At 70.8% G+C, this 19,871-nt stretch carries 26 protein-coding genes; 7 read left to right on the forward strand and 19 right to left on the reverse strand.

Annotation, left to right across the window (positions count from 1 at the left end; all coding sequences use genetic code 11):
- Nucleotides 1–105: 105 nt before the first annotated feature.
- From dhaM to ACZ61C_RS37515, 7 genes are all read right to left on the reverse strand, one after another.
- Nucleotides 106–777, reverse strand: coding sequence for a dihydroxyacetone kinase phosphoryl donor subunit DhaM (dhaM, locus tag ACZ61C_RS37485; RefSeq protein WP_465312654.1), 672 nt, complete (start codon nucleotides 775–777; stop codon nucleotides 106–108).
- Nucleotides 774–1,403 (reverse strand): dihydroxyacetone kinase subunit DhaL, encoded by a 630-nt coding sequence (gene dhaL / locus ACZ61C_RS37490; protein ID WP_465312655.1) that lies wholly within the window; start codon nucleotides 1,401–1,403, stop codon nucleotides 774–776. Before dhaL ends, dhaM begins: the two co-directional genes overlap by 4 nt.
- The gene (gene dhaK, locus ACZ61C_RS37495; RefSeq protein WP_465312656.1) at nucleotides 1,403–2,404 is read right to left on the reverse strand and encodes a dihydroxyacetone kinase subunit DhaK; all 1,002 of its coding nucleotides are present in this window, start codon (nucleotides 2,402–2,404) and stop codon (nucleotides 1,403–1,405) included. The genes dhaL and dhaK overlap by 1 nt, the downstream gene beginning before the upstream one ends.
- Before the next feature lie 67 nt (nucleotides 2,405–2,471).
- Nucleotides 2,472–3,476: a DUF3558 domain-containing protein gene (locus ACZ61C_RS37500; protein WP_465312657.1), complete on the reverse strand. Its 1,005-nt coding sequence runs from the start codon at nucleotides 3,474–3,476 to the stop codon at nucleotides 2,472–2,474.
- A 47-nt stretch (nucleotides 3,477–3,523) separates the two neighbouring features.
- On the reverse strand, nucleotides 3,524–3,814 hold the full coding sequence (locus tag ACZ61C_RS37505; protein ID WP_465312658.1) for a hypothetical protein: 291 nt from the start codon (nucleotides 3,812–3,814) through the stop codon (nucleotides 3,524–3,526).
- Between the two features lie 9 nt (nucleotides 3,815–3,823).
- Entirely contained in the window at nucleotides 3,824–5,521 is a 1,698-nt protein-coding gene (locus ACZ61C_RS37510; protein ID WP_465312659.1) for a sodium:solute symporter family protein, read from the reverse strand.
- Nucleotides 5,522–5,709: 188 nt separating this feature from the next.
- A complete protein-coding gene (locus ACZ61C_RS37515) occupies nucleotides 5,710–6,486 on the reverse strand; it encodes a hypothetical protein (protein ID WP_465312660.1) in 777 nt (258 codons plus the stop codon).
- A gap of 448 nt (nucleotides 6,487–6,934) precedes the next feature.
- Here ACZ61C_RS37515 and ACZ61C_RS37520 point away from each other — a divergent pair, with 448 nt between their 5' ends.
- A complete protein-coding gene (locus ACZ61C_RS37520) occupies nucleotides 6,935–7,093 on the forward strand; it encodes a hypothetical protein (RefSeq protein WP_465312661.1) in 159 nt (52 codons plus the stop codon).
- Nucleotides 7,094–7,105: 12 nt separating this feature from the next.
- Nucleotides 7,106–7,633: a hypothetical protein gene (locus ACZ61C_RS37525; protein ID WP_465312662.1), complete on the forward strand. Its 528-nt coding sequence runs from the start codon at nucleotides 7,106–7,108 to the stop codon at nucleotides 7,631–7,633.
- A 58-nt stretch (nucleotides 7,634–7,691) separates the two neighbouring features.
- Here the strand turns inward: ACZ61C_RS37525 and nucS are convergent, their stop codons facing one another.
- The gene (nucS, locus tag ACZ61C_RS37530) at nucleotides 7,692–8,351 is read right to left on the reverse strand and encodes an endonuclease NucS (protein ID WP_465312663.1); all 660 of its coding nucleotides are present in this window, start codon (nucleotides 8,349–8,351) and stop codon (nucleotides 7,692–7,694) included.
- A 37-nt stretch (nucleotides 8,352–8,388) separates the two neighbouring features.
- On the opposite strand from nucS, the gene ACZ61C_RS37535 reads away from it, so the two are divergent.
- Nucleotides 8,389–8,934 carry an NUDIX domain-containing protein gene (locus ACZ61C_RS37535; RefSeq protein ID WP_465312664.1) on the forward strand — a complete coding sequence of 182 codons (546 nt, stop codon included), beginning with the start codon at nucleotides 8,389–8,391 and terminating at the stop codon, nucleotides 8,932–8,934.
- A 10-nt stretch (nucleotides 8,935–8,944) separates the two neighbouring features.
- Here the strand turns inward: ACZ61C_RS37535 and ACZ61C_RS37540 are convergent, their stop codons facing one another.
- Complete coding sequence (locus tag ACZ61C_RS37540) at nucleotides 8,945–9,718, reverse strand: enoyl-CoA hydratase-related protein (protein WP_465312665.1); 774 nt, start codon at nucleotides 9,716–9,718, stop codon at nucleotides 8,945–8,947.
- Nucleotides 9,715–10,677, reverse strand: a complete 963-nt coding sequence (locus tag ACZ61C_RS37545) for a GlxA family transcriptional regulator (protein WP_465312666.1) — start codon at nucleotides 10,675–10,677, stop codon at nucleotides 9,715–9,717. The genes ACZ61C_RS37540 and ACZ61C_RS37545 overlap by 4 nt, the downstream gene beginning before the upstream one ends.
- 71 nt (nucleotides 10,678–10,748) lie before the next feature.
- On the opposite strand from ACZ61C_RS37545, the gene ACZ61C_RS37550 reads away from it, so the two are divergent.
- Nucleotides 10,749–11,285, forward strand: coding sequence for a cysteine hydrolase family protein (locus ACZ61C_RS37550; protein ID WP_465312667.1), 537 nt, complete (start codon nucleotides 10,749–10,751; stop codon nucleotides 11,283–11,285).
- Here ACZ61C_RS37550 and ACZ61C_RS37555 read toward each other — a convergent pair.
- The 6 genes from ACZ61C_RS37555 to ACZ61C_RS37580 form a co-directional block, all read right to left on the reverse strand.
- Nucleotides 11,278–13,293: a protein meaA gene (locus tag ACZ61C_RS37555; RefSeq protein ID WP_465312668.1), complete on the reverse strand. Its 2,016-nt coding sequence runs from the start codon at nucleotides 13,291–13,293 to the stop codon at nucleotides 11,278–11,280. The two genes, ACZ61C_RS37550 and ACZ61C_RS37555, sit on opposite strands and share 8 nt — an antisense overlap.
- Before the next feature lie 92 nt (nucleotides 13,294–13,385).
- Nucleotides 13,386–13,523 (reverse strand): hypothetical protein, encoded by a 138-nt coding sequence (locus ACZ61C_RS37560; protein ID WP_465312669.1) that lies wholly within the window; start codon nucleotides 13,521–13,523, stop codon nucleotides 13,386–13,388.
- 271 nt (nucleotides 13,524–13,794) lie between these two features.
- A complete protein-coding gene (locus tag ACZ61C_RS37565) occupies nucleotides 13,795–14,301 on the reverse strand; it encodes a hypothetical protein (protein WP_465312670.1) in 507 nt (168 codons plus the stop codon).
- A 264-nt stretch (nucleotides 14,302–14,565) separates the two neighbouring features.
- Nucleotides 14,566–15,087: a PH domain-containing protein gene (locus ACZ61C_RS37570; protein ID WP_465312671.1), complete on the reverse strand. Its 522-nt coding sequence runs from the start codon at nucleotides 15,085–15,087 to the stop codon at nucleotides 14,566–14,568.
- Entirely contained in the window at nucleotides 15,053–15,244 is a 192-nt protein-coding gene (locus ACZ61C_RS37575; protein ID WP_465312672.1) for a hypothetical protein, read from the reverse strand. Before ACZ61C_RS37575 ends, ACZ61C_RS37570 begins: the two co-directional genes overlap by 35 nt.
- Nucleotides 15,217–15,429 (reverse strand): hypothetical protein, encoded by a 213-nt coding sequence (locus ACZ61C_RS37580; protein WP_465312673.1) that lies wholly within the window; start codon nucleotides 15,427–15,429, stop codon nucleotides 15,217–15,219. Before ACZ61C_RS37580 ends, ACZ61C_RS37575 begins: the two co-directional genes overlap by 28 nt.
- Nucleotides 15,430–15,507: 78 nt before the next feature.
- Between ACZ61C_RS37580 and ACZ61C_RS37585 the strand changes: the two genes are divergently transcribed.
- The 3 genes from ACZ61C_RS37585 (at nucleotide 15,508) to ACZ61C_RS37595 (ending at nucleotide 17,446) form a co-directional block, all read left to right on the forward strand.
- Nucleotides 15,508–16,131: a LysE family translocator gene (locus tag ACZ61C_RS37585; protein ID WP_465312674.1), complete on the forward strand. Its 624-nt coding sequence runs from the start codon at nucleotides 15,508–15,510 to the stop codon at nucleotides 16,129–16,131.
- Complete coding sequence (locus ACZ61C_RS37590) at nucleotides 16,131–16,754, forward strand: LysE family translocator (RefSeq protein ID WP_465312675.1); 624 nt, start codon at nucleotides 16,131–16,133, stop codon at nucleotides 16,752–16,754. The genes ACZ61C_RS37585 and ACZ61C_RS37590 overlap by 1 nt, the downstream gene beginning before the upstream one ends.
- 77 nt (nucleotides 16,755–16,831) lie before the next feature.
- A complete protein-coding gene (locus tag ACZ61C_RS37595) occupies nucleotides 16,832–17,446 on the forward strand; it encodes a LysE family translocator (RefSeq protein ID WP_465312676.1) in 615 nt (204 codons plus the stop codon).
- On the opposite strand, the gene ACZ61C_RS37600 is transcribed toward ACZ61C_RS37595, so the two are convergent.
- Genes ACZ61C_RS37600 through ACZ61C_RS37610 form a run of 3 tightly spaced genes read right to left on the reverse strand, consistent with a single transcriptional unit; the run spans nucleotide 17,443 to nucleotide 19,866 of the window.
- A complete protein-coding gene (locus ACZ61C_RS37600) occupies nucleotides 17,443–18,633 on the reverse strand; it encodes an alpha/beta hydrolase family protein (protein ID WP_465312677.1) in 1,191 nt (396 codons plus the stop codon). The genes ACZ61C_RS37595 and ACZ61C_RS37600 overlap by 4 nt on opposite strands.
- Nucleotides 18,630–19,448: an NAD(P)H-binding protein gene (locus ACZ61C_RS37605; RefSeq protein ID WP_465312678.1), complete on the reverse strand. Its 819-nt coding sequence runs from the start codon at nucleotides 19,446–19,448 to the stop codon at nucleotides 18,630–18,632. The genes ACZ61C_RS37600 and ACZ61C_RS37605 overlap by 4 nt, the downstream gene beginning before the upstream one ends.
- Complete coding sequence (locus ACZ61C_RS37610) at nucleotides 19,441–19,866, reverse strand: nuclear transport factor 2 family protein (RefSeq protein ID WP_465312679.1); 426 nt, start codon at nucleotides 19,864–19,866, stop codon at nucleotides 19,441–19,443. Before ACZ61C_RS37610 ends, ACZ61C_RS37605 begins: the two co-directional genes overlap by 8 nt.
- Nucleotides 19,867–19,871 lie beyond the last annotated feature (5 nt).

A 19,871-nucleotide genomic window follows, 5' to 3' on the forward strand; every position in this document is an offset into this window, starting at 1 on the left:
GTTACTCGCTGGTAATTGGCCCCTGACTCTGCCACACCGCACCTTCGGAAGCCCACACGGAATCGAGTCAGTACCGCGCAAGTCACCCGGTCGGCAAAACCGGCTTCACTCGCCGAAGTTGCCGTCCACCAGCTCCTTCGCCTTGTTCAGCGCGGCGGAAGCCTGCGTCCCGCGGGCCTGCAGCACGATCCGGTCACCCTGGCGCGCGCCGAGGGACATCAGCGCCAGCACGCTCTTGCCGTCGGCCTCCTGCTCGCCGAGCCGGACGGTGACTTCGGCGTCGAACGCGCTCAGCGCGCGCACCAGCACCGCGGCCGGCCGCGCGTGCAGGCCGACCTCGTTGTGCAGCTCCAGCTCGATCTCGGCGCCCCCGGCCGTGGCCTCGGCAGGGGTCAGGTCCTCGGGCATCCCGGCCGCCGCGGCGGCTTCCGCCACGGCCTTGCGGTCCTGCCCGGCCTGCGCCGCGACCGCCGCCGCGATCGCGCCCTCGACCAGCGGGCCGTCCGCCACGACGGCGGAGGAGGGGTCGGCCAGCGACTCGACGGCGAGCTCGGCGGTCATCTGCGCGCTGCCGAGGTCGTAGAGCAGCACCACACCGTCGCCGGAGTCCGCGCGCTGGGTCGCGGCGACGACCTCGTCGTAATCCGTGCCGATCGAGCCGTCGGGCAAGCCGCCGGCCGGCCGGATGGTGACGTCCGGCGCCATCTGGGCGGCCAGCTCGGCCAGGCCTTCCGCGAGCTTCGCGCTGTGCGAAACGAGCACGATTCCGACGCTCACCGGGCGGCCTCGGCGAACGCGCGCAGCAGCAGAGCCGAGGACCGCGCACCCGGGTCCATGTGCCCGACCGCCCGCTCGCCCAGGTAGGACGCGCGGCCCTTGCGCGGCACGAGGTCCACAGTGGACTCCGCGCCGCGGTCGGCCGCGTCGGCCGCCGCCGTCAGCACCGCGGCGACGTCCCCGCCGTCCTCGGCCGCTTTCTCCGCGGCCGACAGCGCGGGGGTCAGGGCGTCGACCATCGTCGCGTCGCCGCCGACGGCCTTCCCGCGGGCCTGGACCCCTTCGAGCCCGGCGCGCAGCGCGTCCAGCAGCGCCGGGACGTCGAGCTCCCCGGCCGTGCCCAGCTTGGCCGAAGCACGCAGGAAAGCCGTGCCGTACAACGGCCCCGCGGCGCCGCCGACCTTGGAGATCAGCGTCGTCGCGACGAGCTTCAGCACGCCTCCCGGCGTGTCCGGCGCGCCTGCGTCGAGCGCCGCGACTACGGCGGTGAACCCGCGGTTCAGGTTCTCGCCGTGGTCACCGTCGCCGATCGCGCGGTCGAGCTCGACCAGCTCGGCCCGGTGCTCGGCGACCACGCCCGCCGCGGCGCGCACCGCGGCCGCGACCCCCTCGGCCTTGCAGGTCATCAGACCCCCCACCGCAGCGCCGCGGTGGTGACCGGGGCGTCCCAGAGCTCGGTCAGCTCGTCGTCCAGTTTGAGCAACGTCAGACTCATCCCCTGCATCTCGAGGCTGGTGATGTACGGCCCGACCAGCCGGCGTTCGACCACGATCCCACGCTCGGCCAGCAGCCGCTCGGCGATGCCGTGCGCCAGGTAGAGCTCGACGAGCGGGGTGCCGCCCATCGAGTTGGTGAACAGCAGCACGCGGTCACCGGACTCGAAGGGAAGGTCCTCGACCACCGCTTGGACCAGCCGCGCCACCAGCGCGTCGGCCGGCTCGAGCGGGATCCGCTCGCGGCCGGGCTCGCCGTGGATGCCGATGCCGAACTCGATCTCGCCGTCGCCGAGGTCGAAGCTCGGGGTGCCGGCGTGCGGCACGGTCGGCGCGGTCAGCGCGACGCCGATCGAGCGCACCTGGCCGATCACCTTCTCCGCCAGGGCGGTCACGGCGTCGAGCGAGTCGCCGCGCTCGGCGGCGGCGCCGGTGATCTTCTCCAGTAGCACCGTGCCGCCGACCCCGCGGCGGCCCGCGGTGTAGGTCGAGTCCTTGACCGCGACGTCGTCGTCGATCACGACGCTGCGCACGTCGAGGCCCTCGGCGGCGGCGAGCTCGGCGGCCGTCTCGAAGTTCAGCACGTCGCCGGTGTAGTTCTTCACGATGAGCAGGGCGCCCGCGTCGCCGGTGGTCGCCGTGACGGCGGCCTGCACGGCGTCCGGCGTCGGCGAGGTGAACACCGCGCCCGGCACGGCGGCCGACAGCATGCCCCGGCCGACAAAACCGCCGTGCAGCGGCTCGTGCCCGGACCCGCCGCCGGAGATCACGGCGACCTTGCCCGCGACCGGCGCGTCGGCCCGGACGACGACGTCCGGGTCGGACTGGACCCGCAGGATGTCGGCGTGCGCGGCGGCGAGGCCCCGTAGCGACTCCGCGACGACGTTCGCCGGATCGTTGATGATCTTCTTCACGGCAGCCTCCGGCACATCGGCGGGTGGGGTGTCCCCTTCCTACCTCTCCGCGGGGTCCGCCGCCAGGTCAGGCTTTGGGGAGCTTCGTGACCACGTTCTTCGCGACGCCGAGAGCCTTGCCGCACGGGTCGTCGGCGTCCGGTTCGGCGGTGTAGCTCTGGTAGTCCACTTGGGCCAGTTCGACGTCGTCGCCCTGCCACGGCCGGTGCTGCCACTCCACCGTGCACTGCGACGAGCTCGTCGCGCCCTGCTTCCGGTAGGCCGTGACGCCGTTGCCGAGGTCCACCTTGGAGTACCCGTCCCCGACGATCGGGGGCAGGCCCGGCAGGAACTCGACGGTCACGGTCGGGTTGGCGCCGTTGCTCTGCCACGCGCACGAGTGCAGGCCGGACGGCGCGGACTTCGCCGACGGCACGGCGGGGGTGACCGCCGCGGTGTCGGCCATCGCGCACGGGTCGGCGGTCAGCAGGGTGCCCGGCGGCGTCGAGTACTTCTCCGGCGAGTTGTGCAGCTTCTGCACCACGGCGTCCATCAGCGTCTGCCCGGGGCGGCAGGGGTCACCGGGGTAGGCGACCGTCAGCACCAGGGCGTTGTCCGGGTTCAGCGCCGTCATCGCCGCGACCGTGCAGTCGGTGTCGTCGGTCTTGTTCACCCGCAGCGGCAGCCCGCCGACCTGCCCGGCCGTCTTGTCCGCGTGCGGCAGCAGGGTGCTGCCGATCTCGAAGTCGAACCGGATCTCCTTGCCGCCGGGGTCCTTCACTTTGTTGGCGCACTTGTCGAAGGCGATCGACGACGGCGACGGGTCCTCCTCGACCGTGCCGAGGCCGAGCGCGCCGAGGGCGTCCTTGGTGAGGAACTGGCACGGCTTGATCGTGCGGAGCACGTTCGCCGCCACCGCGGCGTCGGTGATCGGGCCGTCTGCGACCTGGCCGGTGCCGGCCGCGGCCGGCACCGTCGTCCGCGCGAAGTTGGACCGGCCGAGGTCCTGCCCGCACGCGGTCAGCGGCAGCGCGAGGGCGGTGACCAGCAGGAACAGCTTCGGAAGACGGCGGCGCCGAACGTCAAGGAGCACGCGGTGCACGGTAGCGGCAACCTCGCGCCACTGTCCGGACAACCCGGCTATTCACCCGCCGCGGGGGTGGTGTCCCCGGCCTCGGTCCCGGTCTCCGCCGGCACGACCAGCGGCCGGAGCTGCGCCCACAGGATGAACAGCGCGGAGACCACCAGCATGCCGATGCCGGCCCACAGGTTGATGTTCACCCCGGCGGCCTTCTCGATCTCCTGGTCGGAGGTGAAGCCGATGCCCATCACCGTGAGGATGACGCCGTACACGCCGATCAGCAGCGCGATGATCAGCCGGATGTCGAAGGCGCCCGCCTTCCGCGGTCGCGCGCCGGACTCGGTGGCCATTCCGACCTCCTAGAAGATGATGTTGAGGGCGATGGTCAGGATCAGCACGATGCCCGCGAGCAGGCCCGGCTTGCGGTACCAGCCCGCGTTCTCGCCGGTGTCGTCGTGCTTGCGCGTTTCCTTCGGGGTCAGCGAGTAGACCAGCCCCACCAGCTCTTCGTCCGGCTTCGGCTTGGTCGCCAGCGACACCACGACGCTCACCACGATGTCGACGACGAACGCGGTCCCGGCGGCGACGAAGCTGATGCCCTGGCCGGTGAGGCCGAGCACCCCGGCCTGCGACAGGCCCCAGACGGTGACCGCGGACGCGGTGCCGAGCACCAGGCCGCTCCACCCGGCGTGCGGGGTCATCCGCTTCCAGAACATGCCCAGGATGAACGTCGCGAACAGCGGCGCGTTGAAGAAGGAGAACAGGTCCTGCAGGTAGTTCAGGATGTTGCCGGAGTTCGACGCGATGAACGCGGTGCCGATGGCGAGGATCGTGCCGACCGACGTCACCACGCGCCCGAGGCGCAGGTAGTAGCCGTCCGGCTTGTCCTTCTTGATGTAGGTCTGCCAGATGTCGTACGTGAAGACGGTGTTGAACGAGCTCAGGTTCGCCGCCATGCCGGCCATGAACGAGGCCAGCAGACCGGCGATCGCGATGCCGAGCATGCCGTTCGGGAGCAGGTCGCGCATCAGCAGCAGGAGCGCGTTGTTGAACGTGACGCCGCTTTCCGCGGTGCCGCCGTCCAGCAGGACCTGCTTGTCCTTGACGTACTCGGACACGGTGACCGCGGCGATCATGCCGGGGATGATCACGATGAACGGGACCAGCATCTTCGGGAACGCGCCGATGATCGGCGTGCGCCGCGCGGCGGACATGCTCTTCGACGCCATCGCGCGCTGCACCTCGACGAAGTTCGTCGTCCAGTACCCGAAGGAGAGCACGAAGCCCAGACCGAACACGATGCCGAGGATCGAGAGGATGTTGTTGCCGAAGCCGGTCAGGTTGTCACCGGGCCACGAGTGCAGCTGCGCGGTGCCGCCGGGGCTGTTGGTGACCTTGTCGACCAGGCCCTGCCAGCCGCCGACCTTGACCAGGCCGATGATCGTCAGCGGCACCAGCGCGATGACGATCACGAAGAACTGCAGGACCTCGTTGTAGATCGCGGCGGAGAGCCCGCCGAGCGCGGTGTAGGAGAGCACGATCACGGCGGCGATGATGATCGACACCCAGAGCGGCCAGCCGAGCAGCAGGTTCACCACGCTGGCCAGCAGGAACAGGTTCGCGCCCGCGATCAGGATCTGAGCGGCGGCGAAGCTGATGCCGTTGACCAGGTGCGCCGGCTTGCCGAAGCGGCGGCGCATGAACTCGGGAACACTGCGGACCTTCGAGCCGTAGTAGAAGGGCATCATCACGATGCCGAGGAACAGCATCGCCGGGATCGCGCCGATCCAGAAGTAGTGCACGGTCGGCAGGCCGTACTGGGCGCCGTTGGCCGACATGCCCATGACCTCGACCGCGCCGAGGTTGGCCGAGATGAACGCCAGGCCGGTGACCCAGGCGGGCAGGGACCGGCCGGACAGGAAGAAGTCGAGACTGCTCGACACCTGTCGTCGTGCCAGGTACCCGATGCCGAGCACGAGCACGAAGTAGAACGCCAACTCGATGTAGTCGATCGCGCTCGCGTCGAGTCGCAGGTTCGCATCGGCTAGGACGAGCACCCGACCCACCTCTTTTCAAACTGGACAACAACCCACAGGAATCACCACTGTCCTGTCGGATCCGGACAGTACTGCATGGATTCAGGGTCGGCACGCTGACCTGTCCAAAGTGGCCGGAAGGCGCGCCTCCCCCGGCATTCACCAGGGGAAACGCGCCTTCGTTCACGCACCGCGGGAGCGGCTGCCGATCACCGATCGGTGGGCACGGCGATCTCGCCCTCCTCCTCGATCAGCTTGCCGAGCACCTCGTCGGGCAGGTAGGTCCGGTGCGGGTAGCCCGGACCCCACGAGTTGAGCAGCGGCACGGCGCCGAGCTCGTCCGCGCGCGGGTTGGCCAGCACGGCGTGCACGTCCTCGACCGACTGCGCCCAGCGGAAGGCCTTGATGCCCTGCTTGCCCTCGGGCACGTACTTCTCGCGCGCTTCCCAGTCGTCGTTCTGGTACGAGTCGTCCCACAGGACGTGCCCGGCCTCGGCGAGCACCTCGGCGGCCGCGCGGACCGATGTGCCGTTGTCGTCGCCGGGGTTGGTTTCGGGCCACTCGTCGCGCTTCTTGGCCGAGTCCCACAGCCACCGGGCGGTGTACTCACTGCCGTTGAAGATCGACATGCAGCGCGACCAGCCGAAGCCGACGCAGGCGCCTTCGCGGCCCTGGTCGTAGAACGCGTACCAGGCGTCGGTGTCCGGGGAGCCGCCCGGCTCGAGGCACACGCAGTGCCCGCCGCGGATTCGGCCGAGCTTCGCGACGCCGGCCTTCGCGATGAAGAACTCACCGGAGGCCTCGTCCTGTTCCGGGGTGTCGAACGCGGAGTACCAGTTGACCCCGATCACGACGGGCGCCTGCGTGGGCCGGTCGTCATCGGACAGCGCGGTCAGCGGATACCTTTCCACGTGCCGCCAGTCGTCCGGAATGAACCGGCCCAGGCGCGGGTCGGCCGGATCGGAACCGAGTGGGCGATAACGCATGACTTCCTCCTCCGTGCGTGCGAAAAACGCGCGCACACCGGCCGGACGGACATGCGCACACCGAGCTCGAAGGCGGACTGAAACGTAGGCACGACAAAGAAAGACGGCCGAGCGCACCACCCTCCGGCCACGCCGGAAGCACCGGCGGAACCCCTCGAAATCGAGTGTCGCACGACTCCGGCTAATGAGATCCCGGACTCACCCGAACAGCGCAGAAAGGCGGGAACGGAAAAGATCTGATCACTCCGCGGCCGCCTATCGGGTTAACGATTTCCGGCCGGAGAGTCGCGAGCACCGAATTAGATACGCGATCCAGGCATCGATCCGGCTACGAACGCCACCTTTCGGTGATGCCGTCCGAAGGACGCGTAACGCGGAGGCCTCACCCCGACGACTCCGGGGACGCGTGCCGGGCCCCCGGCCGCTCCCACACCGGAAGGACCCCAGGATGTCCGCGCCGAAGTGCCCGCACTGCAACGTCACGATGTCGATCTACGAGACCGTGCAGAAGCTGGACGGCCCGTACGGCCGCTACGAGTGCAAGACCCAGTGGTGCCCGAGGTGCAAGGGCAGGTGCACCCACCGGGAAGGCGCGACGATCCGCTAGGACGGAGGCGAAATGGGGTTGTTCGGCAACCACGAGGAGATTCGGTCCGTCGACTGGACCGGCCTGGATCCGGATCCTGAAGTCGCCGCCCGGCTGCCGGACCCGGGCGCGTACCTCATGGACCTGCTTTCGTTCCTCCACGACGAAAGCCTGCGTGAGCTCGAAAAGGAGCTCGCTCGGGTGCGCCACCCCGGTGGCGGCATCCCGGGCGTGAACTTGAAATCAGTCGGCATTCACGACTGGAAAAACGGTCCGCTCACCCATCTGGTCTGGCTGACGGCCAAGGACAAGATCATCGTCGGGGTGTGGGCTTCGTTCGGGCTCGGCCGTCAAGATCGGCGCATGGTCGAGGAGACCACCACGCGCATCCTGGACGAGCGGGGAATCGCGACCGCGGCGACGTGGGCGAGATGCACCAGACCGAGCGGCCGCCTCGACGTCGGTTCGCTGGCGGAACAGCTGGAGGACTCCTGGGCGACGAGCGCGGGAACGATCCGCAACGGTGACATCATCAAGTCGTTCAAGAAATGGCGTCGCTGACCGAGTGCGGTTCGCCGCCGGCTTCGGGCGGCGGCGAACCACCCGGATTCCCGGAACGTCAGAACAGGCGGAACTCGTCGGACTCGATGCCGCGCAGCTCGTCGTAGTCCAGCGTCAGGCAGCGGATCCCGCGGTCCTCGGCCAGCGTCCGGGCCTGGGGCTTGATGATCTGCGCCGCGAACACGCCCTGCACCGGGGCCAGCAGCGGGTCGCGGTTCAGCAGCTCCAGGTAGCGCGTCAGCTGCTCGACGCCGTCGATTTCGCCGCGGCGCTTGATCTCCACCGCCACCGACTTGCCGTCGGCGTCGCGGGCCATGATGTCGACCGGGCCGATCGGGGTGGGGAACTCGCGGCGGACCAGCGTGTACCCGTCGCCGAGGGTCTTGATGTGCTCGGCCAGCAGTTCCTGCAGGTGCGCCTCGACGCCGTCCTTCTGCAGGCCCGGTTCCGCGCCCAGCGCCTGGCTGTAGTCGTGGAAGATCTCCTCGATCGAGATCACCAGCTTCTCGCCCTGCTTGTTCTCGACGATCCAGATCTTGCCGTCTTCGATCAGCCAGCAGGGCGGGCTCATCCAGTTCAGCGGCTTGTACGCGCGGTCGTCGGAGTGGACCGACAGCGAGCCGTCGGACTTGACGAGCAGCAGGCGGGTGGCCATCGGCAGGTGGGCGGTGAGCCGGCCGGCGTAGTCGACCTGGCACCGCGCGATCACGAGACGCACCCGAGGAGGGTAGGACAGGGTCGGTGATACTGGGCGCGTGGACCCCATTCAGCGTGTCGCGTCCCGCGAGGTGTACCGGAACAACTGGCTGACGATGCGGGAGGACGAGATCCGCCGCCCCGACGGCTCGGCGGGCATCTACGGCGTTGTCGACAAGCCGACCTACGCGCTCATCATCGCCCAGGACGGTGACCGGTTCCGGCTGGTCGAGCAGTTCCGCTACCCGGTCGGCGGGCGCCGCTGGGAGTTCCCCCAGGGCACCGCGCCGGACCGCGCCGACCTGCCGCCCGCGGAGCTCGCGGCCCGCGAGCTGCGAGAGGAGACCGGGCTGCGCGCCGCGTCGATGGTGACGATCGGGCAGCTCGACGTCGCCCCCGGCCTGACCAGCCAGCGCGGCTGGGTGTTCCTCGCCACGGACATCACCGAGGGCGAGCCGGAGCGCGAGCTCGAGGAGCAGGACATGCGCAGCGCGTGGTTCTCGCGCGCGGACCTCGAGAAGATGATGCTCGGCGGCGAAATCACCGACGCGCAGACGCTCGCCGCCTGGACGCAGCTCACGCTGTTCGAGCGGCACCGGCCCTGACCGGGGACGCTCAGTCGGGCCAGGACGGCTTGCGCTTCTCCAGGAACGCCGCCATGCCCTCGCGCGCGCCGGGCAGCTGGGACGCCGAAGCCATGACCTCCAGCGCGATCGCGTACGCGTCGGCCTCGGGCCGGTCGAGCTGGGCGTAGAGCGTCAGCTTGCCCATCGTCTTGCTGGCCCGGCTGCCGCGCGTCGCGCGCGCGAGCAGCTCCGCGACGGCGTCGTCCAGCTGCTCGTCGGGGACGACGCGGTTGACCAGGCCCCAGTCGAGCGCGGTCGCCGCGTCGACGACGTCGCCGGTCAGCGCCAGCTCCAGCAGGCGCTTGCGGCCGATCGAGCGCGCCACCGGGACCGCCGGCGTGTGGCAGAACCAGCCGCCCTTGCCGCCCGGCAGCGCGAAGCCCGCCGACTCGGCCGCCACGGCGAGGTCGCACGACGCCACGAGCTGGCAGCCCGCCGCGGTGGCCAGGCCGTGCACCCGCGCGACGACGACCTGCGGCACCGACTGCATGGTCTTCATCAGGTCCGTGCAGAGCGTCAGCAGCTCGCGCACGCCCATCAGGTCGCGCGCCGCGACGTCGCCGAAGTCGTGCCCGGCGGAGAACACCGGGCCCGCGCCGGCCAGCACGATGCCGGTCGCGTCGGACGTCCCGGCCTCGTGGAACGCCGCGAGCAGCTCGGCCAGGTGGTCCGCGGACAGCGAGTTGCGCCGCGCCGCGCGGTTCATCGTGATCGTGACGGTGTCGCCGTCGCGCTTGACCAGGATGTGTTCGTACTCGGTCATCCTCCGACGGTAACCCGTCGGAAGGTGCGCCGATAGCTGTCCGGCCCGACACCCACTTCGGCGTGCATCCGGCGACGCAGGTTCGCCGCCGTCCCCAGCCCGGACCGCTCGGCGACGCGCTCGACCGGCAGTTCGGTCGTCTCCAGGAGCCGCTGCGCGAGCCGGACGCGCTGCACGCGCAACCAGCGTCCCGGCGTCACGCCCGCCGCCGCGGCGAACTCGCGGTGGAACGTCCGCTCGCTCATCCGCGCGTGCCCGACGAGGTCCTCGACGCCGATCCCGGACCCGAGCCGCGCCAGCGCCCAGTCCATTGTGGACGCCATCCCCGGCTGGGATGCCGCGGGAGGCAACGGGTTGTCGACGTACTGCCGTTGCCCACCCTCGCGCGCCGGGGGCATCACCAAGCGGCGCGCCAAAGCCGCCGCGACCTCGGCGCCGTGGTCACGCCGGACCAGGTGCAGGCAGAGGTCGAGGCCGCCGACCACCCCCGCCGACGTCAGGACACCGCCGTCGTCGGTGTAGAGCACGTCGCGCCGGAGGTCGGCGCGCGGCGCGGCGACGGTCAGGGCGTCGAAGTCGCGCCAGTGCGTCGTCGCCGGGCGGCCGTCGAGCAGGCCGGCGGTGGCCAGCGTGAACGCGCCCGAGCACAACGCGGCGACGGTCGTCCCCGCCCGGTGCGCCCGCTGCAGCGCCGCGACGGCGACCGCCGGGACCGCGGCGTGGGGGTCGTCGCGGCCGGGCGCCAGCACGAGGTCGCAGCCGTCGAGACCGGCGAGCCCATGCGTCGCCGCGACGTCACCGAACGGCGACACCGCCGTCCGCACCCGCCCTGAGCTGCACAAACGGACGCTGAACGGGCCGATGCCGCTGTCGGTGCGGTCCTGGCCCCAGACCTCGCCGATCACCGCTAGGTCGAACATCCGGGTGCCCGGCAGCAGCAGAACGCCGATCGTGCGCATGGCAGGAAAGTACCGCATCGCGCGTCTTCTGCCACTCCCCTGACGGCCGGGCAGCCGCAAAACTCGACGGCATGACGGCACTCATCCTGATCGACGTCCAGCGCGGGTTCGACGACGCGGCCTTCTGGGGCCCGCGCAACAACCCCGGCGCCGAAGCGAACATGAAGGCACTCCTCGACGCGTGGCAGGAGCGGCGGCTGCCGGTCGTGCTCGTGCACCACGACTCCGTGAAGCCGGGCTCGCCGCTGCGGCCCGGGCAGCCCGGCAACGACTTCAAGCCCGAGCTCGACGGCGCGCGCCCGGACCTGGTGTTCGGCAAGCAGGTCAACTCGGCGTTCCTCGGCGACGTCGACCTCGACGCGTGGCTGCGCAAGCGTGGCATCACGAGTTTTGTGCTCGCCGGGATCCAGACGAACTTCTGCTGCGAGACCACCGCGCGGATGGGCGGAAACCTGGGCTACGACGTGACTTTCGCGCTCGACGCGACCTTCACGTTCGACCTCCCGGAGGTGACCGCCGACGAGCTGTACCGCGTCACGGCGGCGAACCTGGCCAACCAGTTCGCCACCGTGAAATCCACCAAGGACATCCTGGCCGGCCTCAGCTGAGGCCGTGGCGCTCGCGGATCAGGTCGACGATGCCGGCCATGATGCCGGTCAGCTCGTAGTCCTTGGGCGTGAACACCCGGGCGATGCCGCGTTCGGTCAGCAACGCGGCGTCGTCCGGCGGGATGATGCCGCCGACGATCACCGGCACGTCGCCGGCACCGGCGGCACGCAGGCCGTCGACGACGTGCGGGACGACCTCGAGGTGCGAGCCGGAGAGCACCGAGAGCCCGACGACGTGCACACCCTCCTGCACCGCGGCCGCGACGATCTGCTCGGGCGTCAGGCGGATGCCCTGGTAGACGACCTCGAAGCCGACGTCGCGCGCCCGCACGGCGACCTGCTCGGCGCCGTTGGAATGGCCGTCGAGGCCCGGCTTGCCGACCAGGATCCGCAGCCGCTCGCCGAGCTCCGCTTCGGTTTCCCGGACCCGGGAACGCACCCGCTCGATCTCCGGGTCACCCCCGCCGGCGGCCGTGGCGGAAACCCCGGTGGGCGCCCGGTATTCGCCGAACACCTCGCGCAGCGCGCCGGACCACTCGCCGGTGGTGACGCCGGCGCGGGCACAGTCCGCAGTGGCCTCGAAGAGGTTTTCCGTGGTCTGCGCGCGTTCCTTCAGCGCGGCCAGCGAGGCTTCGACGGCGGCGGCGTCCCGCTGGGTCCGCCACTCCTCGATCGCCGTGACGGCGGCCTTTTCGACGGCCGGGTCGATCGTTTCGATCGCCTTCGCGCCCTCGGCCTGCAGCGGCGACGGCTCGGACGTCTCGAACTTGTTGACGCCGACCAGGATCCGCTCGCCGTTCTCCATCCCGCGGCGGTACTCGGCCAGCGACCCGACCAGCTGCGACTTCATGTAACCGCTCTCGACCGCGGCGACGGCGCCGCCGAGGTCCTGCACCCGCGCGATCTCCTCGCGCGCGCCGGCCATGATCTCGTCGACCTTGGCCTGGATGACGTGCGAGCCGTCGAAGATGTCTTCGTACTCCAGCAGGTCGGTCTCGAACGCGAGCACCTGCTGCATCCGCAGCGCCCACTGCTGGTCCCACGGCCGGGGCAGCCCGAGCGCCTCGTTCCACGCGGGCAGCTGGATCGCGCGGGCGCGGGCACCGCGGGAGAGCGACACCGCGAGCATCTCGAGCACGATCCGCTGGACGTTGTTCTCCGGCTGGGCTTCGGTGAGCCCGAGCGAGTTGACCTGGACGCCGTAGCGCAGCCGGCGCGCCTTGGGATCCGTTACGCCGTAACGATCCCGCGTGAGCTCGTCCCAGAGCGCGGTGAACGCGCGCATCTTGGACATCTCCTCGACGAACCGGACGCCGGCGTTGACGAAGAACGAGATCCGCGCGACGACCTTGGCCATGTCGGCCGGCTCGACCTGCCCGGAGTCGCGGACGGCGTCGAGCACGGCGATCGCGGTGCACAGCGCGTAGGCGACCTCCTGCGTCGGCGTCGCGCCGGCTTCCTGCAGGTGGTAGCTGCAGATGTTGATCGGGTTCCACTTCGGCACGTGGTGCACGGTCCACGCGATCATGTCGGTGATCAGCCGCAGGCTCGGCCCCGGCGGGAAGATGTAGGTCCCGCGGGACAGGTACTCCTTGATGATGTCGTTCTGCGTGGTGCCGGTGAGCTTCTCGAGGACTTCGTCAACGTCCCGGCCCTCGGCCTCGGCCTGCTCGCGCGCCACGGAGACGTACAGCGCGAGCAGCCACATGGCCGGCGCGTTGATCGTCATCGACGTGTTCGCCTCGGCGAGCGGGATGCCGTCGAAGAGCCGCCGCATGTCACCGATGTGCGACACGGGCACGCCGACCTTGCCGACCTCACCGCGGGACAGCTGGTGGTCGGGGTCGTAGCCGGTCTGCGTCGGCAGGTCGAAGGCGACCGAAAGGCCGGTCTGGCCCTTGGCGAGGTTGCGCCGGTACAGCTCGTTCGACGCGGCCGCGGAGGAGTGCCCCGCGTAGGTCCGCATCACCCACGGTCGGTCACGTTCACGGTCCGTTGGGTACGGCACAGGACACCTCCGGCGGTGGATGTTTCGTCGAGTGTACCGGCCGGTAACTTAGCCGGGCAGTGCAATCGGACACGTCCGGGTGATTCGAGCGGTCAGCGCGCACCCTGCGTTCGCACGATCAGGTCCCGCACCGGCTCCGGCTCCGGGATCCCGCGCAGCTCCACCCGGCGCAGGGACAGCGACCGGTCCGGCGGCGGCCCCCACCGCGGCGGGGAGAAGAACGCCCCCACCCGGGCCACCGGGTCGGGCCAGCCGAACGAGAGCGTGCCATCCGCTGCCGGACGAAGATCAGCGCGGCCGGTGGCAGCAAGGCGAACACGATCATCGGCAGGACGAAGAAGGCCATCGGGCTGTGCCGGCCGAGCGACACCGCGAAGAGCACGGACATCAGCACGCCCCAGGCCGCCGCCAAGCCCAGCCAGAGCCATTCCTCGAAGTGCGGCGGAAACCGGCTCGGCCGTCCTGACCACAGCACCTCGTCGCCCGGGAACAACACCGTGTTCATCCGGCCGCCGTCGGCCGGGTCCGCGCCTGGGCGATCAGGTCGCGGACGCGTTCGGCGTCCGGCACCGCCTCGAGCTTCACGACGGCGGGCCCGTTGCCCAAGACGCGGGTCAAAGCCGCCAGGAATCCCCCGCTCCCGCCGAAGGTGACGGCGCCGGCCCGCGCGACCGGCGGCGGCAACGCGCTCAGGTCCGCCGAACCCCAGGTCTTTCCCGAGACGCGGTCGGCCGCCACGACCCGCAGGTCGGTGACGACGTACACCGTGCGACGCAGGAACCACTGCCGCGCGACGACGGGCCACCCCGCGCCCGCGAGCCCGGCCAGCGCCCAGACCAGGGGGAAGAACCCGAACCGTCCGGGGGCGAGGAACACGAACCCGAAGGTCGCCCAGGCCACGCCGAAGACGATGCGGGACCAGTCCGTTCCGTTGAGCCTGAAGCGCCGCGGCCGGTCCGACCACAGCAGCCGCTCACCCGGCAGCAGAACGTTCGGCGGCACGTCCACTCTGGCCTCCCCCGGTGTTGTTGCCCGACTTACGCGCGGGAGCTTCGAGGGGTTGCCCCGACCCGGGTCGGACGGGCGGATCGTCCGGCTCGGTGATGCCCGCCGGCACCACCGGGGAGCGGCCCGGACTTGTTCTGGTGCGCGCCGTACTGGGCGGCGGCCACCAGGCGCGGCTCGACCGGACACGTACCCGACCGGCTTGCCGGTCCACAGCACGCGTTCCTGCATGCCCGTCGCACGCTCGAGCGGGCGCCGGGGTTGTCCTCAGGCGGCCGGAGTGTCCGTTTCCGGGGGAGCCTGGCGGGCCCTGGCCTCGGTGATGGCCTTGGTGAGCAGGTCGCGCACCCGCTTGGGCTCGCCGACACCCATCAGCGTCACCGTCCCCGGCCCGAACGTGATCGTGCCGGTGCGGGACGACGATCCCGGCTTGAGGACCGGTTCCGACACGGCGGCCAGCTCGCTCGAGCGTTCCTTCTGCCGGAACAGCCCCGAGCGCGCGATGACGCGGCTGTCGGTCACGGCGTACGTCGTGCGCCCGAGCCCGAGATACCGGACAGCCGAGCGGCCGATCGCGCCGTAGAGGCCGATCACGAGCACGACAAGCGTAAGGGTCATCGTCAGGCCGCTGGGCTCCTTCGTGAGCAGGAACCAGAGGGCGACGGCGGCGAGGACGAGTCCGGCAGGGGCGATCACCCCGTCCGCGGCGACGTACAACGGGCGCTGGACCGGCTCTCCCGCCCAGAGCACGCGCTCACCGGGTAGAAGATCGATTTCCCCTGCTGACATGGCCGAACACTACTCTGCCGACGAGCTTGAGGTCGCGCTCGGCGTGCCGGTCGAGGTGGATCACCCGGTGCAGGCGCCGGTCTTCGGCGTCGGTGAAGGTCAGCGTGCCGGTGCCGTCGGCGTGCTTCTTCAGCGTGGGCTCGGGCAGGTCGCGCATCGGGCGATCGAGACGATGGCGCCCGTGACATCCCCGTCCACCACGAACCATCCGGTCACGCCGAGCCAGAGCAGGAACAGCGCGACGAGCAGCTTCCGGTTCTCGACCTCGGCGGGCACCGGCCGCGGCGAACACTGCCACAGCAGGTTTTCGCTGTCTTGCAGCGTGAGTTCCCCCCGGTACACGCCCACAAGCTACGCGGCGGCCGATGTGACGGAAATCCGCGAGACCGAACCGATACCGGTCGGTTAGCGTGGGCAGCCGTGACGTGGAGTTCGTACGGCAGTTACCTGGTCATCGTCATCCTGATCGTGCTCGCGCCGGGGCCCGACACGATGGTTATGCTGAAGAACGCGCTTTCCGGCGGTTTCCGCGGCGGCCTGCTCGCTTCGCTCGGCATCTTCACCGGCAACGCCGTGCAGGGCAGCGCCGCGGCGCTCGGGCTGGGCGTCCTCATCGCGAAGTCGCAGCCGGTGTTCCTCGCGCTCAAGTGGATCGGCGCGGCGTACCTCGTCTTCCTCGGCATCCAGGCGTTGCGCGGTGCGTTCCGCGGGAACTACGACGTCGTCGAGCAGGCCCAGCGGCGGCGCGGCGGTGGGTTCCGGCGGTTCCGCGAAGGGCTGCTCTCCAACATCACCAACCCGAAGGTGCTGGTGCTGTACCTCTCGGTGCTGCCCCAGTTCCTCACTCCCGCCTCGACGTTCGGCGACTCGCTCCTGCTGGCGTACACGGTCGCGGCGCTGGGCATGCTGTGGCTGCTGGTGCTCCTGGTGTTCGTGCACCGCGTCCGCACGTGGCTGGGCCGGCGGCGCGTGCGCCGTACGCTGGACGGCGTCACCGGCACCGCGCTGCTCGGGTTCGGCGCCGCCCTCGCCCTGGAGTCCTGATGACGTGGAGCACCTACGCGGCTTTCGCCGGGATGATGGCGTTCCTGGCGATGATGCCGGGCCCGGACACGATGATCGTCCTGAAGAACGCCCTGACCGGCGGCGCCCGCGGCGGCGGCTGGGCGTGCGCCGGCATCAGCGTCGCGAACTTCCTGCAGGGCACAGCGGCCGCGCTCGGGCTGGGCGCGGTGATCACGCGCTACCAGCCGGTGTTCGAAACGGTGAAGTGGCTGGGCGCGGCGTACCTGGTGTTCTTGGGCATCCAGGCCCTGCGCGGCGCTTGGCGAGGTGACTACGAAGCGCTGGACGACGTCCGCCGCGCCCGGGCTTCCCGGAGCCGGCGCTTCCGCGAGGGGTTCCTGTCCAACATCACCAACCCCAAGGTGATCGTGCTGTACCTGTCGGTGCTGCCCCAGTTCCTCACCCCGGCGTCGGCTTTCGGTGATTCGCTGCTGCTGGCGTACACGGTCGCGGCGCTGGGCGTGGTGTGGCAGGTGCTGCTGTTGTTGTTCGTGCACCGCGTCCGCGGCTGGCTGCAGCGCCGCCGGGTCCGCCGCGCGATGGACGGCGCGACGGGCATGGCGCTGATGGGATTCGGCGCGGCGCTGGCCCTCGAAGGCTGACCAAGCGCCGCGTCGTGCGGCGATGCCACATTCCGGGATTCGGCCGGCTCGGCGTCGTCCCGTCCTAACCTGGGCTGATGACCTGGGGAAGTTACGGCACCTACGTGCTCTTCGTTCTGCTCGTCCTGGTCGTGCCGGGGCCGGACACCGCACTGGTGCTCAAGAACTCGCTCGCCGGCGGGCGGCGGGGCGGGGTGCTGACCGCGGTCGGCATCGGGTCCGGGAACCTCGTCCAAGGTGCGGCCGCGGCGCTCGGCCTCGGCGCCGTCATCGTGCGGTCCGAGCCCGTTTTCGAAACCCTGCGCTGGGCCGGCGCCGCGTACCTCGGCTACCTCGGCGTCAAAGCCCTGATCGCCGCGTGGCGCGGCGACTACAGCGCGCTGTCACGGCCGAAGCCGAGCAGCGGCCGGCGCTGGCGGGAAGGTTTTCTCTGCAACCTCACCAACCCGAAGGTCCTCGTCTTCTACCTCTCGATGCTGCCGCAGTTCCTGACGCCGGAGTCCACGATCGCCGAGTCGCTGCTGCTCGCCGCCACGGTCGGGGTGCTCGCGACGCTCTGGCAGCTCGTCATCGTCGCCGGAGTGCACCGGATCCGGGCGTGGCTGCTGCGGCGCCGGGTCCGCCGCACCCTCGACGGCGTCACCGGCACCGCGCTACTCGGCTTCGGGGCCGCGCTCGCGGTCGAAAGCTAGAGCGTCTTGTCCAGCCAGTCGTAGACCCGGCCGGCCGCGAGCCGCTGGGCGCCGACGTGACAGTGGGCGTCCGCGCCCTCCTCCGCTGTGAACGTCATCAGCGTCTTCGGCGCGTTCAGGTGCGCGTACAGCCGGCGCGGCTCGGTCTCCTGCTCACCGCCGAAGAACAGGTCGTCCGCCGCCTCGCAGACCAGCGTCGGGGCCGTGATCTGCTCCGCGATCCCGTCTTCCAATGTGTACTCGAGGTATTTCGCGATGAACTCACGGTCCGTCGCCGCGCCCAGGACGTAACGGCCGTGGTCGCACGCCCAGCGCAGGGTCGCGCGATCCTCGCGGCCGGCCGCGAGGATCGCGTCGAACTCTTCGTCCTCCGGCGCGGAAGCCCGGCGGACGATCTCCTCCCGCGGCCACGGCAGCATCTGCGTCACCGCGGATCCCGCGTCGTACACGCCGTCGACGGCGACGACCGCCGCCAGCCGGGATTCGAACGCCGCCGCGCGCGGAGCCAGCTCACCGCCGAGACTGATGCCCAGCAGCGCGATCCGCGCCGGGTCGACGTCCTCGAGCCCGAGCACGAAGTCCACCACCGGGGTCACGACGTGCTCCCAGTCCGGCCGGAACACGAGCTTGTCGTGCCGGATCGCGCTCGGCTGGCCGGGGCCGTCGAACGTCAGCACGTGGTAACCGCGTTCCGCGCCCGCTCCCGCGCCCATGAAGTGGCATTCCTCGGCGCTGCCGTCGAAGCCGCTGTGCATCAGCAGCACCGGCTTCGGCCCGGAGCCCGGCGCGCGGTAGAAGTACCCGCGCAGAACCGTTCCCTCGTAAGGGATTTCGACCGGCTCGGCGACCTCCGCGCGCCGGAAGCACTCGACACTGCGGTCGTACGCCGCCGCGATCCGCGGATCCGACGGGTCGCCGTGCAGGAAGAACTCCGCCGAGAAGTAGTAGGTCGACGCGCGCAGCAGCAGGTCGCGCGCGGTGACCGGGCCGGCATTGGCGGCTTCGGTGTACAGCCGGTCGGCGAGCCCGCGGTAGGCGTCGTGCCAGCTGTCGTAGTCGCCGGGCGTCACGGTCGACGCGGCGGCGAGCACCTCGCCGAAGTCCGAGCCGCCGTAGGCCGCGTGGCCGAACAGGCGCAGGGTTTCGAACCAGAACTGCGGGTCCTCTTCGAACATGAGCTGCTTCATCGGACTTCTTCCTCCACAAAGGTTTCGAACGGGCGGGCGGGCCGGCCGGTGACCGCTTCGACGGCCGGGGTGACGCGGTCTTCGGCGCCGCGCCGGATGTCTTCGTCGAGCGCGGCGAGAACAGTGGCGAACTCTCCGGGGATCCCGGACGCCGCGACCAGGGCGGCGAACTCGGCAGTGCTGACCGCACGGTGACGCACCGGACGTCCGGTGCGCGCGGTGATGATCGCGGCCGCTTCGGCGTAGCTCACCGCCGACGGACCGGTCAGCACGTGTTCGGTGTTGTGCGGTTCGGCGTCGGTCAGCGCGCGGACGGCGACCGCGGCGATGTCGCCGGCGTCGACGAACGCGATCCGGGCGTCGCCGGTGGCGGTGACGATCTCGCCGTCCCGCACGCCCCGCGCGACGAGGTGCTCGCCGGTGAAGTTCTGCATGAACCAGGACGGCCGCAGCACGGCCCACTCCGGCGCCGCGCGCACCAGCCGCTGCAGGTCGCCGAGCCCGGGTGTGTCCACCGTGACGGCCGACGAGCTGAGCAGCACGACCCGCCGGACGCCCGCCGTCAGAGCGTCGTCCAGGAACGGCGCCACGAGCTTCGCCGGTGAAGCCTCGCCGATCGGCGGCAGCAGGTACACCGCGGAGACGTCGCGCAGCGCGTCGGCGTGGGTCGCGCGGTCGGTCCAGTCGAACCGGACCTGCCCGGGCTCGTCCGGCTTGCGCGTCGCGGCGCGCACCGTGACGCCGACCTCACGCAGGCCCGCGACGACCCGGCGACCGGTGGTGCCGGTGCCGCCGAGGACGAGGACGTCAGCCACTGAAGGCCGCCGTCAGCTCGTCGACGCCACCGAGCAGCTCGGCCGCGGCGAGCGGGCTCCAGTAGTCGCGGTAGTGGCGGATCTCGCCGTCCGCGACGGTGATCACCGCGATGTAGGACAGCTCGTACGGCTTCTGCGACGCGACGACCACCCCCGCGACCGTCATCTCCACGACGACCACGGCCGGGTTCGCGGTCTCGTGCACGGTCTGCGCGGTGAGCTCTCGGACGTCGAGCAGGTTCGGGTAGTCGCGCAGGTACTCGCGGATCGCGTCGCGACCCTCGACGCGCTGCGGGTAGCCCGGCGCGGCGAACGGGAACTCGAGCACGCCGTCGGCGGCCCAGAGGTTCGCAAACCCGGTCATGTTGTGCTCGAGGAGCAGGTCGAGGGCCTGCCGAACGAGGTCTCGCGGCTGCATCGCAG

Source organism: Amycolatopsis sp. NPDC104587, from assembly GCF_055583645.1.